The 14,372-nt window shown below is 47.4% G+C and carries 15 protein-coding genes; 12 read left to right on the top strand and 3 right to left on the bottom strand.

Annotated elements, in window-relative coordinates:
* On the bottom strand, nt 1-552 hold a 552-nt coding region (locus AB7U36_RS07805; protein WP_428159224.1), incomplete at its 3' end, for a CZB domain-containing protein.
* Nucleotides 553-774: 222 nt separating this feature from the next.
* On the opposite strand from AB7U36_RS07805, the gene AB7U36_RS07800 reads away from it, so the two are divergent.
* The gene (locus tag AB7U36_RS07800; RefSeq protein WP_428159223.1) at nt 775-1,422 is read left to right on the top strand and encodes a lysophospholipid acyltransferase family protein; all 648 of its coding nucleotides are present in this window, start codon (nt 775-777) and stop codon (nt 1,420-1,422) included.
* On the opposite strand, the gene AB7U36_RS07795 is transcribed toward AB7U36_RS07800, so the two are convergent.
* Together AB7U36_RS07795 and AB7U36_RS07790 are read right to left on the bottom strand one after the other, a co-directional pair.
* Nucleotides 1,419-2,210, bottom strand: a complete 792-nt coding sequence (locus AB7U36_RS07795; protein WP_428159222.1) for a phytochelatin synthase family protein — start codon at nt 2,208-2,210, stop codon at nt 1,419-1,421. The genes AB7U36_RS07800 and AB7U36_RS07795 overlap by 4 nt on opposite strands.
* Nucleotides 2,200-2,667 (bottom strand): MFS transporter permease, encoded by a 468-nt coding sequence (locus tag AB7U36_RS07790; RefSeq protein WP_287125623.1) that lies wholly within the window; start codon nt 2,665-2,667, stop codon nt 2,200-2,202. Before AB7U36_RS07790 ends, AB7U36_RS07795 begins: the two co-directional genes overlap by 11 nt.
* 61 nt (nt 2,668-2,728) lie before the next feature.
* Here AB7U36_RS07790 and hrpB point away from each other — a divergent pair, with 61 nt between their 5' ends.
* From hrpB to AB7U36_RS07735, 11 genes are all read left to right on the top strand, one after another.
* The gene (gene hrpB, locus AB7U36_RS07785) at nt 2,729-5,401 is read left to right on the top strand and encodes an ATP-dependent helicase HrpB (protein WP_428159221.1); all 2,673 of its coding nucleotides are present in this window, start codon (nt 2,729-2,731) and stop codon (nt 5,399-5,401) included.
* Nucleotides 5,402-5,413: 12 nt separating this feature from the next.
* Nucleotides 5,414-8,980 carry an ATP-binding protein gene (locus AB7U36_RS07780; RefSeq protein ID WP_428159220.1) on the top strand — a complete coding sequence of 1,189 codons (3,567 nt, stop codon included), beginning with the start codon at nt 5,414-5,416 and terminating at the stop codon, nt 8,978-8,980.
* Between the two features lie 218 nt (nt 8,981-9,198).
* Complete coding sequence (locus AB7U36_RS07775) at nt 9,199-9,402, top strand: cold-shock protein (RefSeq protein WP_286821139.1); 204 nt, start codon at nt 9,199-9,201, stop codon at nt 9,400-9,402.
* A gap of 329 nt (nt 9,403-9,731) precedes the next feature.
* Complete coding sequence (locus AB7U36_RS07770; protein WP_428159219.1) at nt 9,732-9,950, top strand: hypothetical protein; 219 nt, start codon at nt 9,732-9,734, stop codon at nt 9,948-9,950.
* Nucleotides 9,951-9,975: 25 nt separating this feature from the next.
* Nucleotides 9,976-10,203, top strand: coding sequence for a hypothetical protein (locus AB7U36_RS07765; RefSeq protein ID WP_428159218.1), 228 nt, complete (start codon nt 9,976-9,978; stop codon nt 10,201-10,203).
* 243 nt (nt 10,204-10,446) lie between these two features.
* A complete protein-coding gene (locus AB7U36_RS07760) occupies nt 10,447-10,782 on the top strand; it encodes a hypothetical protein (protein ID WP_286821277.1) in 336 nt (111 codons plus the stop codon).
* Nucleotides 10,783-11,039: 257 nt separating this feature from the next.
* On the top strand, nt 11,040-11,543 hold the full coding sequence (locus AB7U36_RS07755) for a DUF2293 domain-containing protein (RefSeq protein WP_428159217.1): 504 nt from the start codon (nt 11,040-11,042) through the stop codon (nt 11,541-11,543).
* Between the two features lie 317 nt (nt 11,544-11,860).
* Entirely contained in the window at nt 11,861-12,121 is a 261-nt protein-coding gene (locus AB7U36_RS07750; RefSeq protein ID WP_428159216.1) for an AbrB/MazE/SpoVT family DNA-binding domain-containing protein, read from the top strand.
* Nucleotides 12,121-12,474, top strand: coding sequence for a type II toxin-antitoxin system PemK/MazF family toxin (locus AB7U36_RS07745; RefSeq protein ID WP_428159215.1), 354 nt, complete (start codon nt 12,121-12,123; stop codon nt 12,472-12,474). Before AB7U36_RS07750 ends, AB7U36_RS07745 begins: the two co-directional genes overlap by 1 nt.
* A gap of 370 nt (nt 12,475-12,844) precedes the next feature.
* A complete protein-coding gene (locus AB7U36_RS07740) occupies nt 12,845-13,414 on the top strand; it encodes a hypothetical protein (protein WP_428159214.1) in 570 nt (189 codons plus the stop codon).
* A gap of 112 nt (nt 13,415-13,526) precedes the next feature.
* The gene (locus tag AB7U36_RS07735; protein WP_428159213.1) at nt 13,527-13,787 is read left to right on the top strand and encodes a hypothetical protein; all 261 of its coding nucleotides are present in this window, start codon (nt 13,527-13,529) and stop codon (nt 13,785-13,787) included.
* Nucleotides 13,788-14,372 lie beyond the last annotated feature (585 nt).

Here is a 14,372-nt window from a genome sequence, read left to right as displayed (position 1 = left end):
ACTTAGTTTACATTTCGTATAATCTGTTTCCACATCAATTGTTACTTGGTTCATGATGGCATTTAAAACGGATTGCATCCATTTTAAATGTGCTGCCAATAATTTTTCCAGTTTCAGGCTTAACCCCGGGTGAGTTTGAGCCCAGACATCATTAATTTTAGCGGCGGAGTCATGTAATTTTTTATGAACTGGCACGATATCTTCAAGGACGTTAGCTATTTCAGGGGATATCTTTGACAGCGAAGCGGCTTCATGACTTGCCAAAAATTCTCCCAAGAGACATTTTTTATGGTCAAACTGAACGTCAAGTGTCGCCTTATTCTTAACAAACAGTGCTTGAATCTCATTTGCCCATTCCAAATGGCCTAATTCAATTTCCAAAATTTTTTCGTTGTACTTTGCCCCTAAAGAAAACTCATGACTATCATGAATAATTTGTGTGATGAGATAATACGAACTGCCGCCTAAGATCAGAAGGAATAAGATTAAAAGGCCGGTTAATCCCCACAATTTGTTCCTAATTTTGATATTTTTAAAAAAACTGGCAGACATTCTTTTCCTCCATACTTTTGATAGAACTATTTGAAGTGATTCATCGTGAATTTGCCTTCTTTATTTTTTTTACGATACCCTCAATATTGAATATTTCACCTTACATGAAACAACGGAGACATTCAATTAGTTTAATAAACGCTTTACCGCACCCTTTTCTGCTTGCTTTTTTCCCCCTGTCTGATAGCTTCAGGGTCATTACTCTCCCATGGAACCTTTAAAATGATAAAAAAACTTAAGTACATTATTTATACCCGCCCCTTTATCTGTTTTTTATATTATTTCATACGTCTTTATACCGCGACCTTCAGGTTAAAAATTGAAAATGAAAAGAGCTGGCAGAGCATGCTCAATGGAAATCAGCCGGTAATTCTGGTAACCTGGCACCAACAGTTTTTTTCGGCCATCCGGCATTTTAAAAAATATGCCCGGTATAATCCGGGGCTGATGATTTCCAGAAGCCGGGACGGGGACCTTATTTCCGCCGTGGCCCGGCGTAGCGGATGGCGCACACCAAGAGGCTCATCCTCAAAGGGGGGCAAAGAGGCCATGGCAGCAATGATTGTGCACCTCAATACCTATGGCTTTGGCGCGCATATCCTGGACGGTCCCACCGGCCCCATGGGCAAGGTCAAACCGGGCATCATAAAAATGGCATTGCAGACCAATGCCCTGCTGGTCCCTTTTTTTATCGATTCGCATCAGGCATGGTTTTTTAATTCCTGGGACCGCTTCATGATACCCAAGCCCTTTGCCAAAGTCCGGCTGCGTTTTTTAGATCCCATCCATATCTACGGGGAAAAAAATGAGGATTTTGAAGTCCTGCGCGAACGGCTTGAAACGATTATGCTGCCGGGCCTCCACCCTTAATTCAGATGAATGACAACAACCCCTCCCCGGTCATACCCAAAAGGCCTGAACACCCCGGCGTATGGGGTGGAGATACCTTTGTAAAACGTATTGAAGGGGATGCGGTACGAAAACTTCTGGTCCGGGTCAACATCCAGGATGGTGACAAAACCGGTTGACGGATCAAAGCCTCCCACAGGCGAAATATGGGGAATGTTCAATTCCTTTATAAACGCACCCTGGTCAAAATGGGCAATAATCAGACAACTATCGAAAAATTGAAATTTTTTAAGGTGCCCAAGAATCTGCTGCCTTACCCTGGCCCTGCTCTGGTTTAAGGAACCCTGAATCATTTCAACCTTTTTAAAGGGGATACCATAGGCCACAAGACTGTCTTTCACCACAGCCGAAAGAACCGCCAGCGGCAACCCCCGCCGCCCCTCGTATCCTTCCGGTTCCATGCGCTCTTTCCAGTGGGCTGTTCTCACTTTTTCCAAAATGGCCTGCTGGGTAACAGTCGGACCGGGGCATCCGTACCGCTCCCTTAACACATTGACCACACAAACCACCGACGCCACGGAACACGAAGATTCATGGTATTGTTTGACATGGTGGCGAAACAGGGCAGCCGCAAGACCTGGCCCTTTGGACAGTCCTGGGAACGGAGTGATATGCCTTGCCTGGCCCGGAGCAAAACTGCCCGTGCGCGTCATCCAGTGAAAAAAATACTTGATGGCCAGGTAAGTGCGGACGATGCAAAATCTGAAAAGGTTCATCATCATACCCCAAAAGGCTGATTTATTTTTCACGGATCACCGTCTGTGTCCGGCCAAGTTTCAATGCCAGACCCTGGGGAGTGTCTGTTAAAAAAGCGGTCATCTGCGCCAGGGAGTTCTGGGTGAATTTGATCAGATGGGCATCGGTTTCCATAAACAGGGCGTCCGCTTTTATGTAAAGGGCTTCAGGCTCAAGGGCAATCGTGTCAAGGGTATTTAAGGTCAATTCAATCCCGGCGTTTTTTTTGACAAGATCCACCACAAAAACAGCCGTCTCTTCATAAGGGAAATAGACCTTCTCTTCAACATTATCATCTATGTTCTGGCATAAAAAATATCCCTTGTCATCTTTTTGGATGGATTGATTGAAATATTTTATAATTTTGGGGTGTTCCAGTTTCCCGTGCTCATTGTGCCAGGTGCCGTCGTTGTCCATCCAGAAAACGGCCTGCTCTTTGGGGATAATATTCTGTTTTCTTGTCCGGGTCATGGGCGATCCTTACGTTTGAAATTTAAGGTTTTCTTGTATCTGAAAACAAAAACAGATACAAGTGGCAAACATCTTTAACGATACGGAGAAACACCTTGTGATGACCCGCCATTTGGAAAACGGCCTTTCAATGCTGCCCCGCAAGGTAAAAGATCTTCCCGGCATTGCAGACCTGCCCGTGGTGTCTGTGCTGGGGCAGATGGACAAAGCCCTCGAAGAGAAACGTTATGCCCTGCTGGCAGCCCCGCCCGGCGCAGGAAAGACCACCCTTGTGCCCCTGGCGTTGATGAACCGACCCTGGTTAAAAAACAAAAAAATAATCATGCTGGAGCCCCGACGACTGGCGGCCCGGGCCTGCGCCGCCCATATGGCTGAACTTCTTGGGGAAACTGCGGGCGGGCGTATTGGATACCAGGTCCGCATGGAAAGATGCATTGGCCCAAAGACCCGGGTAGAAATTGTCACCGAAGGAATTCTTACCCGCAGGCTGCAGTCTGATCCGGGACTGGACGGCGTGGGGCTTGTTATTTTTGATGAATTCCACGAACGCCATATCCATGGGGATCTGGCCCTGGCTCTGAGCCTGGATGCGGCTGAAGGCTTTGCCGAAGACCTGCGCATTGCCGTCATGTCGGCCACCATGGATACCCGGGCATTGTCCGATCTTTTGGGAAATGCTCCGGTGATTTCATCCCAGGGCAAAACCTGGCCTGTGGAAACCATATATGTGGATCCGCATCATCAAACGATCCCATCCGGTTCAAAAATCGGATGGCCCGGTATTCTGCCCACCTGTCTGAATACCGTGGTCAAGGCTATGGAGCGCCATGAGGGAGATATTCTGGTCTTTCTGCCCGGTGCCGCAGCCATCCGGACCCTTGCTGAAAAATTGAATGAAAAATTCCAACAGGATCCTGCTGTAAAAATTATCTCTTTGTTCGGCAGCCTCTCTTTCAGGGACCAGAAAATTGCCATTGAGCCTTCAGCATCGGGAAACAGGAAAATCGTTCTGGCCACGCCCATTGCAGAGACATCCCTGACCATCCAGGGTATTCGGGTGGTGGTGGATTCAGGCCTGGTCAACCAGCCGGAGTTTTCACCCGGCCGGGGCATGACCCGGCTCGAAACCCGACCTGTGTCCAAAGCATCTGCAGACCAACGCAGGGGCCGTGCCGGCCGCACCGCTCCGGGCATCTGCTACCGGTTGTGGCCCCAATATGTGCACCAGGGCCTTGTGCCGTTCAACCGTCCTGAAATCCTCAACGCGGATCTGGCCCACCTGGTCCTTGAACTCTCCCTTTGGGGGGTGCGTGATCCGTCCGAACTTAAGTGGCTGGACACCCCTTCTCCCGGCCCTGTTGCGGCGGCAAAGGATCTGCTTGTTTCCCTGGACGCCCTGGACCATGGGGGTTCAATCACTGCCCACGGCCGGGAGATGCTGTTTGCCGGCATCCATCCCCGGCTGGCCCATATGATTCTTCGGGCCAAAGAGATGGGTCACGGCTTTTTAGGGTGTTGTCTGTGTGCATTGGTTGAGGAAAAGGATATTATTGCCTTTGAATATGGTCGCCGGGACCCCGATATCCTACTGCGCCTGGAGATGCTGGCCAACCTGTCACAATCAAAAACGCAGAAAAACCATTTTCCCCACCGGGAACGGGCATTATCCATCCTGGCCCAGGCCCGGCGTCTTGCTTCACTGTTCAATATTCAAGGCCGGGACATGGATATGAATCCAGCCGGAAGGCTTCTGGCCCAGGCCTTTCCGGACCGGGTGGCGGCAAGGCGCAGTACCGGGTCTTTGTCCTTTCTTACAGCCAAAGGCAATGGTGTGTTTTTTGACACGGAAAATACCTTGTCTGGCCGTGATTTTATTGTGGCCGTTGAGGTAGACGGCCAGACAAAAAATGCGCGCATTTTTCTGGCCGCAGCCCTGGATCGCGTGGATTTGGAAAATGATTTTTCAACGGAACTGGTAACACAGGACGTTGTGGCGTGGGACCAATGGAGCGGCTCCGTAAAGGCCGTAAGGCAAACCCTGTTCGGCCGGATTGTTGTCAGTGAAAAGCCTTTACCTTCACCGGATCCGGAAGCGGTGAAAGCCGCCATAATCCGGGGAGTCAGGGAAAGCGGTCTTCAGAAACTTGACTGGCAGAAAAACACCATGAATTTCAGGCACAGGGTAATTTTTCTGAAAAATCTTGCCAATGCCTGTCCGGATTTTGCCCGGTTGCCGGATGTGGGGGATGATGCGCTGACATACGCCCTGGCAGACTGGCTTGGCCCCTTTCTTTGCGGGGTGACCTCTGCTGCGGGATTAAAGCGCGTGGATATAGATGCTGCCTTAAAAGCACTTTTTACCTGGGATCAGTTAAAAATGGTGGAGCGACACGCCCCCACCCATATCCGGGTGCCGTCCGGATCTACCATTCCCATACGGTATGCGGATAAAAACGGGGCGTTGGACTCTCCGGTGCTTGCGGTCCGAATCCAGGAAATATTCGGCATGGACGCCACCCCTGTAATTGCCGCAGGCCAGGTGCCCTTGACCCTTCACCTGCTCTCCCCTGCATCCCGGCCGGTCCAGATCACCACCGACCTTGCTCATTTCTGGGCACATACCTACCAGGAAGTAAAAAAGGATCTCATGGGACGTTATCCCAAGCATTACTGGCCCCAGGATCCACATACAGCCCAGGCTACGGCCAGGGCCAAACCCCCAAAGCCCAAGTAGTGTCTAAAAAAAATGACAAATGATAAAAACAAGCGCCGACCACGGTTCAACAGCCGATACGGTTCCCTGTTTTCCAGGATCGGTTTTAAACTGATTGTACTGATTCTCTGTGTTCTCATGCTCTCCATGGGATCGCTGGCCTATCTGGCAACCGAACTGATGGTCGAATTCGGGGAGTACAGTGTCAGGATCAATGAAAAACACATCCGGGAAAAAACAACCCTGTTCCTCTCCCGAATTATGGAGGAACAGACCAGACGATATGAAAACAGTTTCAGTAAAATCAGTCTATCTTCGGCCTTGATTGCCCGCCAGGCAGCCCTCCTCCTGGATCAGAAGCTATTTTTAACCACCGAAGAAACAAAAAACCGATCTTCAAGCAGCAGTTTTCAACCGGATCTGTTCTTTTTTTCAGATAACCGTTTTTTTTCAAATCCAGCCTCTGACCCTTTTACCGTGCTGTACTGGGGAGACTCCCGGGTTTCACCGGAAATCAAACAAGATATTTCTCTGATGTCCGCGATCTGGCCATTGCTGTCAACGGTCAAAGAGCGGACCCCGGAGTCCGAAGCCGTTTATGTGGTCACGGAAACCAGCTTCACGCTGTATTATCCCAACACACACATGGTGGAGAAACTCAAACCCATTCAGGAATACGAAATCAAAGACGGCATCTGGTACCGGATGGCCCGCCCGGAAAACAACCCCGGCCGGGAGACCGTCTGGACCCCGGTCTACCAGGATGAAGCCGGAAAAGGACTCATGACATCTGCCGTCACCCCCATCTACGGAGAATCCGGCGATTTTCTGGGGGTGGCGGGTATTGACGTCACCCTGGACCGGATGATCGAGGATATTCTGGGCAACCATTCGCCGGGACATGATCCGGGCACGGGCATGTTTTCATTTATTGTAGACCGCCAGGGGCGCATCATTGCCTTTCCCGGGGAGCAGTCAGCTGTTTTCGGCCTGCCCCCCCGGCCGCCGGATATCCGATACGGAGACCTGCTCGGACAAACCCTTCTGGACTCTCAATACGAGCCGGTCAGGAACATTGCCGGGGCCATTGCGTCAGAAAAACGAACCATTCACCGTCTGGAACTTGACCATGGTCCAATACTGCTGTCATCACGGGTCATTCCCTCGACCGGATGGCATCTGTGCATTGTCGTACCGGAATCCTTTATTTTGTCCTCAGTCAGGCAGACCCGGCAAGCCATTGAAGGGGCGGTGGACAACATGAATCTACGGTTCCGGGAAATGATCTTCATTTTTCTGCTGATCTGTGTGGTGTGTATTGTTATTTTTTTAAGCAAACAGGTCATCATCCCTATGAATCGGCTGATCCAGGGAGCAGGAAGGGTCAGGGACGGGGATCTGTCCGTCCGCCTTGAACCGGCCGGCAAGGATGAGATGGGCCGGCTGATTTGGATGTTTAATACCATGATCGGGGAACTGGAAAAATCCAGCCTCCGGGAAAAAGAACAGACCCGGGCCCTGGAGCAACGGGTCAGGGAAAGGACACAGGAACTCTACAATATAAACATCGAGCAGGCCCATACCCTGGCCCGGCTGGAAAAAGAGTCCCTGGAACGTAACGAGATCCAGAAGGAACTGAAAAAATCCCAAGCCCGATACAGGGATATTTTCCAGTATGCCGTTGAAGGCATTTTTCAGTCCACGCCGGACAACCGGCTGCTCAGCGCTAATCCGGCCATGGCCCGGATTTTTGGATTTGATTCACCGGAGCAGATGGTGGAACAGGTTACAAACATTGAGTCACTTTACCTGTATCCGAAACAGCGCCGGGAATTTATACGAATGGTCAAGGAGAAGCGGATGGTCTCGGGATTTGAAGTCCAGTGCTTTAGAAAGGACGGATCCGTGATCTGGACCTCGTTGAGCGCCCGGGCCGTATTAGATCCGCAGGGCGAACTTCTCTATATCTTGGGATCCGGCGAGGACATCACGGAACGGAAAAAAGCCGACGCCGCCGTAAAACAAGCATCGGAACTGGCAAGGGAAGCCAGCCAGGCCAAAAGCCGGTTTCTGGCCACCATGAGTCATGAAATCCGCACCCCTGTGAATGCCATTATGGGAATGACCGACCTGGCCCTGTCCACGGCGTTGAACCAGGAACAGCGCAAATATCTCAAGGTCGTTCATCACTCTTCGGAACACCTTTTGTCGCTCATTGACGACATCCTGGACATTTCCGCCATTGAAGCCAGAAAAGTGGAAATCGAACACCAGCCCTTTGATCCGAACCGGCTCATCACAGAGGTGGTGGATATGTTTTCAAATGCTGCGGCCCGGAAAGGCATCCATTTGTCCCATACGGTCGAAGGGCTGCCCAAAGGCCTCAAGGGAGACCCGGCACGACTTCGTCAGATCCTGGCCAACCTGGTGGGCAACGCGGTGAAATTCACCCGGGAGGGATCTGTCGTCATTACCGCTAAACCAGCACCTTACGATCAGGAAAAAACAACCAGTGGAGCCGTTCCCATCCGTTTTTCCGTTCGGGATACCGGAATCGGGATCCCGGAAGACCGGGCAGACACGATTTTCCAGGAATTCACCCAACTGGAAACCTCTTTGTCCCGACCCTATGGCGGCACCGGACTTGGGCTGGCCATCTGCAAAAAGCTGGTGGATCTGATGGGGGGAACCATATGGGTGGAGCGTGGTAAACCTTGTGGGAGTATCTTTTATTTTTCAATCCGTCTGGAACCAGCCCGGCAGGAGGACATTCCCGTGCCTGTGCCGTTCCGGTCCGGGCAAAGGAACGACGAATCCGCCACGTCCCCAAAAAATGGAATTCATCTTAAATCCTGCCGCATCCTGGTGGTAGAGGACTTTGAAATTAATCAGGATGTGATCCGGCCGGTCCTTGAAAAACTGGGCATACGGGTCACCATGGTGTCAAACGGACAGAAAGCTGTACACGCGGTCCGGGACAATCAATACGACCTGGTTCTCATGGACATTGAAATGCCGGTTATGGACGGCCTTGAAGCCACACGGGAAATCAGAAAGATGGATGACCCGCAAAAATCATCCATCCCCATTGCCGCCCTGACCGCCCATGCCCTGAAAGGGGATAAGGAACGGTTCCTGGCGGCGGGAATGGACGGGTACATCACAAAGCCGGTTCAAACCGGCAAATTAATCCAAACCATTTCACGGCTGCTCTCCCCCGGAAGGGATCATGAATCCCAAGGGGTGCCGGAACCGGAATATTTCGATCCCGACCGCGCCCTTTCCCTGGCAGATCATGATGATGAACTGCTCTTGATTACCTGCCGGTCCATTCTCACCCATCTGCCGGTCTACCTGGAAGAACTGGAGCGTACTGTGGGACAAAAAAACTATAAAGAGACGACCCGCCTGGCCCATTCCATTAAAAGCGCAGCCAAAAGCATGGGTGCGGATAAATTGGCAGCCATGGCCTTTGAACTGGAGCAGGCCGGCGACAGACAGGATCAGAAAGAGACCGCCCGCCTGCTGGACGGTTTCAAACCGGCCGCCCTGGATATGCTGGCGCAGGTCTCTGCATTTACAGATAAAAGTGGGTCATGAAGTCACATGCACGACAGGAAATCATGATTTTGCGTTCTGAGCGCAACAATTAAAATTTAATTGCCTTGACATACTCACCGATTACTGTATACTGATCAACTATTGCACTACTTTAAAGTGCTTGAGTTTCTTCCTTAGATATTTTCCCCGAGAAATCAGTGATTATTCTTTAAGATCGAGACGATTTATTTTTTATTTTTGTTTAGGAGAATGCTTATATGTCAAACGGTATAGTAAAATGGTTTAGCGAGTCAAAAGGTTTTGGATTTATTGAACATGCAGGTGGCGGCAAAGATGTGTTTGTGCATCATTCAGGCATCAATGCATCTGGCTTTAAAGTTCTCAATGAAGGTGATCACGTATCATTCGACATTGAAGAGGGTCCCAAAGGACCATCAGCTGCAAATGTGACTGTGATTTAAAATACCATTTTATCTCTGTGACATTTTAGCCCCTGAGTAGATTATTACTCAGGGGCTTTTTCATTTTCAGCTATTCTCAAATACAACCGCTCCAAAATTCCAAGATATATACCCAAAAAGTAAAAAGAAGTGACAGCAATATTTAAAGAACATGAATGAGCTTTTCAATTGATTTGGGGCCGGGTAAGCTATAAAATATTACGGATTTGGAAATTTTATTAAATCCGACAAAGCAAACGAACGTCGAAACAAAAATCCCCCGCAATGACCCTGCCCATACGGAAGCGGGAAAAAGTATAAAAAATGCTGCGGGTAAGGAAAAATTAATAATGTCAACCCGATTGCCGGAAAAAGCCCTGCTGCTGAAGCGCTTAAAGGATGCCGGGTTCAGTTGTGAAATTGAATATATCATCACGTATGATAATGACATCTATATTGTCCAGGCCAAGGATATTTCGAAATTCGACCTCAAGGAGATGATCGAAAGCGAGCAGCATATCATTAGACACCCCCGAACTTCAGAAGCAGCTTTCAAAGGCACTGTATGACCACCATTATTTTATCGATCGGTTCATGGCTGAGGCTGACACCGTGATCGCAAGAGATAAAGTTCGTTTAAACCTTGACAGCCACGATGCCTATGGCGTTGATACGGTCCGTAATCCTCTGTGGTCCGTATACTGGTACCAGAAACGACATGCCAAAGTTTGCGCCCGAATCCGGAGCATCGGGTTTAAGACCGGCGACACCATTGGCATTGAAATTAATCCGGACGGCAAACCGCAAATTTTCAAACATTAATCATTGGCTGTTTCAGTCCGGACAGGGAGTTCTTTATGCATGTGCGCTTTGTTGATTCCGGCTTTTTTTGCTCCAGAAAAAAGCCGAAGCGATTTTCATTGTTTCCAAATAACAAGGGACAAAGATGAGTGAACACCAGTATGAGAAAGCGCTTGATAATAAAGTGGCCAATGAAAAGCATTTGGATCTTTTCACTGGCGAAAAAACTATTGATATAACACCCATTGCACAGGAGAATTAACGATGCAAGACGATTTTTACCCCAACATCATGGCCTTTTTTAACGATTTAAAGATAAAGCAAAAAGCCACTTATCCCGACCGGATGAATAAGGGCGAAGTGTCCACGGTTATCGACCTTGCAATCCACGCCACAAATTCAGAGTCAATGGGTGGCGGCATCAAGGGATATGACAAGCTTTTAGAACAAATCACTCGTCGGATGTCATTGGATCACGGCGAAGAAGCCGTAATCCGGTCTTTAAAGCAGATTATAACACAATTGGAGAAGATCGCTGAGTATGCCCGTCAATTAGATGAAGAAGAAGCCGGATGTAAAAGCAATGAAGCTTCGTATTAACATTCAAGGAGAGGATTGATTACCCAAATTAAAAACGGTTTTTCCATGGACTTAAATGAGTTAAGGCACAGTGGATGGTACATCAGCATTTAATTGTCTATCCAGGGCCTATAGAAGGAACACTATATTCTGAATCAGGGGAGAAACTAACACCGCCTGAAGAGTGGGCCTTTTTGCCCGCAGGGGATGCGGCTGTTACAAGGCGAGTAAAATTAAAGGGCCCCGTATGGGTAGTCCAGGCAAAATACCGCAGACGGATGATTTCAAAAGGGATCTGGGCTCCCGCTGACAATATCCTGGCCGCAAAACAGGAAGTGGCTGATAAGAGGGCAACGCCACTCTATGCCAATGAGCGAAAGCGCGAACTGGCACGAAGAGAGGCCAAGCAAAACGCCTATACACAAGAATTTAATGATCAAATCATCAAGTTTTTGAATTTCCACCCCAGGTATGAGAAAGAGGCACAACTCCTTGGAAAAATCATAACCACCCACGCAACCCCTGTGGGCAGCGGAACCGTTGCTAGGACCCAGCTTATTCCTATTAATAAGAGAGCTCAAGCTGCTGTAATTGCATGGATGCGACATAAGATCACTGCATATGATTCAATGAAAATCCCACGTGTAAAAGGAAAGAGAAGAGAAGCAAGAAGAGACCTGGCCAAAAAATCAATAGAAGTGCTGGAAATATATCGGCATGGCCAGGATGCCAAAGAGGATTGTCCCCTGAAACAGGCATTGGAAAAAGATCATAACTTTTGACCTCAAACTTCAAAACAAGGGGCCACAAAGATCATTGATCAGGAACATGGTAAGGCAAGAGGATTTTGATATTTGGGCCTTGGTCATATTTTAGGCCATCCGAATTTTTGGTAGGTTGGGTTGAGAAACGAAACCCAACGCCGATAAGTTGTTGGGTTTCACTTCGTTCAACCCAACCTACGCTGTGGCCGATGTTATGACCAAGCCCGATATTTGGGTCTAGATTTGGGCTTAAAATGTTTATACGTTGTTGACACAACCCCTTTTGTGCAGTAGTTCATGTTTATACAATGTTTAAACTCTTGAAGGAACACAAAATGACAGAACTGGTTATTAAAAAGTGGGGTAACAGCTTGGCAGCAAGGATACCAAAAGTGATTGCTGATATAATCCAGCTTGAAAAAGATCAGACCGTTACCATTGAGGCGAAAGACGGAAGGATTATTATTACCCCTATCAAAAAGAAAAAAGATTATACACTTGACGAACTTTTAAACCAATGTGATTCCAAGGCTGTTGCCTTGGATGCCGAAGATAAGGCATGGTTGAACGACAAGCCTGTAGGAAAGGAATGGTAATGGCCGCAAGATCTGAAAAAAAAGTGTTTATTCCCGAACGTGGCGATCTTGTCTGGACAGACTTTGACCCTGCCGCCGGTCATGAGCAACTGGGGCATCACCCGGCCCTGGTCCTTTCTCCTGCAATTTTCAATAAAAAAATTCTCCTGGCTTTGGTCGCCCCGGTCACAAGCAGGGTTCAGGGACATGGTTTTGAAGTAGTTTTAGCCGGAGAAAAGATTTCCGGTGTTGTTCTGTGTCATCAGGTCAAGACAATTGATTTTGTGGAAAGAGGTTTAAAGTTTGCTGAAAAGGCCTCAGCCTCAGTAGTAAGTGAAGTTTTGGCTAAAGTAAGGGCACTTATAACGGAATAAGGAATTGCAAAGCGAGGACTACGTGTACGACAGGCTCAGTTTTTCAGGTAAATGAGCACCCAAGACTATTCCGGTGATTTATCGGTCATTCCCCACAATACTTCTGCTATTGAATGCTGTTTTGAAATAGGCATAGGGGAGGATAGATACCATCAGTGCTTAGTCAATTATGTGGCCATCTGGAGAAAAAAAATTTGCGAGCCTTTCCAGATGATGTTAATGATTTCATCATTGTTTTTTAAACATTTATGCAGATTTGGTTATTCTTACTTTTCGGAAGTTATCCCGTTAGATAAGTGAATACGGAAGATAAACGGAAACCACAGATCAACTTGTTAGGTGGCTTCAATAGGGTTCAATAGGGTTCAATATGAATTTAGAGTTTGATAGAAGAAATTCTGCAAGAGTATCATTGCAAGAATTTTGTTCGTGTATGGAGCGTCTAATTGATGACGAATTACTGATGCAATATTCAGTCATCTCTATGCATAATGCGTTGCAAGGATATATGACTATTTACTTGAGGGACCATGATCTTTTAGATACTTGGAAAAAGGATCATGCAAAAAAGTGGGAAAAAACCGAATATCCCAAGATGCTATCTACTGAAGGTAAATATCAGCCCAAAAAATACCCGCAGTTAGATCTCTTTATGGAGCTATTTAATAAGGTGTTTGGAGGCAAAGATCATAATGTAGAAAGAGAGCTGGTAGATGCCTTAAATGAGCAAAGAAATAATTTTATACATTTTAACACTGATTGTTTTTCACTGGAAAAACAGTACGCTCTTGGCGCATGTGCTGAGGCTCTTAAAGCCATAATGTTTATTGCAAACGCGGATAGAAGGTTATTCGATTGCGAAGAAGAACAACAAGAATTTGAAGCACTTTATGAAAAAGCGCAAGGTCAAATCAATGCACACCAGCCACCTAACAAGTAAATCCAGGTAACGCCTACGGCGCACCTGATTTGGGCGTTATGTATAGCAAACAAAATTTAGCATCTATTTTTTACATTTCAGAATCTAAGTGTCAACAGAAGGAATTAATAACATGAATCTATTAAAACTATATGCGCAAATTGATGAACGTGAAAAAGGTCAAAATTGTGAAGGTGAAAGTTTAAATATTTCCGCTGATGAAATAGATGAACTTCATAAAGAACTTTCTATTATATCAAAATCAGACATCCCCAAAAAATACAGAACAGAAATCCAAAATTTCCTTGAATCCAGCCTACTCTTCTTAGACCAAGAAAACACAGATTTAAATACTTCTTTATCAAGTCTTGTAACAGACCTTCGAGGGTATTAATGGGTCATCCTACATAAAGGTACGTAACGCGACATAGGAATTGGGATATTTGCCTGAGAGGATCGCTTAGCTCAGATCATCATCCATTCTGTCGTCTCATGGCGGCACCTCAATCTGCTATTCGGGTATGATTTCTCAGACGAGAAAAGTTACAAGACACCGTTGGTGTTCTCTTCCCCCAAATTGGCCGCATGAGAGACCCAGATGTTTGGGAGACGACAAGGTCGTATAAAATACGGCCCAGTGGGGCTTTCCAGCAAATCCTATGTCGCGTTACGTACCTTTATGTAAGATGACCCTATATTCGAAGCCTGGATAATATTGGGGAAAATTAAACAAATAAGGGGAAATCTCAACGGATTTTCCCTAAATGTGCAATTACACCCAATATTAACTTTGTCCAAAGTTAATATTCAGTGTATTCTGGGGACATGTATTCTGTATTCTGGGGACAGCTTTGTATTCTGGGTAGAGTAGAGCACTGATTCGGCCGGTTTCTTCAGCCCTTTTTATATTCGAGACGCCTTGCCGCACGCGGCTACTACGTGTTCCAAAGGCCTTGCATCCTCAATGCTCCCTCATCAA

Source organism: Desulfobacter sp. (genome assembly GCF_050177295.1).
Note: the sequence above shows the minus strand (reverse complement) of the source record. Positions and strands in the feature narration are given on the sequence as shown.

What these genes read in the sequence shown, in the direction of transcription:
- AB7U36_RS07755 (WP_428159217.1), top strand. Translation starts at nt 11,040, where the DNA reads ATGATTTCAAAAGGGATCTGGGCTCCCGCTGACAATATCCTGGCCGCA.
- AB7U36_RS07775 (WP_286821139.1), top strand. Translation starts at nt 9,199, where the DNA reads ATGTCAAACGGTATAGTAAAATGGTTTAGCGAGTCAAAAGGTTTTGGA.
- AB7U36_RS07765 (WP_428159218.1), top strand. Translation starts at nt 9,976, where the DNA reads ATGGCTGAGGCTGACACCGTGATCGCAAGAGATAAAGTTCGTTTAAAC.
- AB7U36_RS07780 (WP_428159220.1), top strand. Translation starts at nt 5,414, where the DNA reads ATGACAAATGATAAAAACAAGCGCCGACCACGGTTCAACAGCCGATAC.
- AB7U36_RS07760 (WP_286821277.1), top strand. Translation starts at nt 10,447, where the DNA reads ATGCAAGACGATTTTTACCCCAACATCATGGCCTTTTTTAACGATTTA.
- AB7U36_RS07750 (WP_428159216.1), top strand. Translation starts at nt 11,861, where the DNA reads ATGACAGAACTGGTTATTAAAAAGTGGGGTAACAGCTTGGCAGCAAGG.
- AB7U36_RS07790 (WP_287125623.1), bottom strand. Translation starts at nt 2,667, where the DNA reads ATGACCCGGACAAGAAAACAGAATATTATCCCCAAAGAGCAGGCCGTT.
- AB7U36_RS07740 (WP_428159214.1), top strand. Translation starts at nt 12,845, where the DNA reads ATGAATTTAGAGTTTGATAGAAGAAATTCTGCAAGAGTATCATTGCAA.
- AB7U36_RS07745 (WP_428159215.1), top strand. Translation starts at nt 12,121, where the DNA reads ATGGCCGCAAGATCTGAAAAAAAAGTGTTTATTCCCGAACGTGGCGAT.
- AB7U36_RS07735 (WP_428159213.1), top strand. Translation starts at nt 13,527, where the DNA reads ATGAATCTATTAAAACTATATGCGCAAATTGATGAACGTGAAAAAGGT.
- AB7U36_RS07770 (WP_428159219.1), top strand. Translation starts at nt 9,732, where the DNA reads ATGTCAACCCGATTGCCGGAAAAAGCCCTGCTGCTGAAGCGCTTAAAG.
- AB7U36_RS07800 (WP_428159223.1), top strand. Translation starts at nt 775, where the DNA reads ATGATAAAAAAACTTAAGTACATTATTTATACCCGCCCCTTTATCTGT.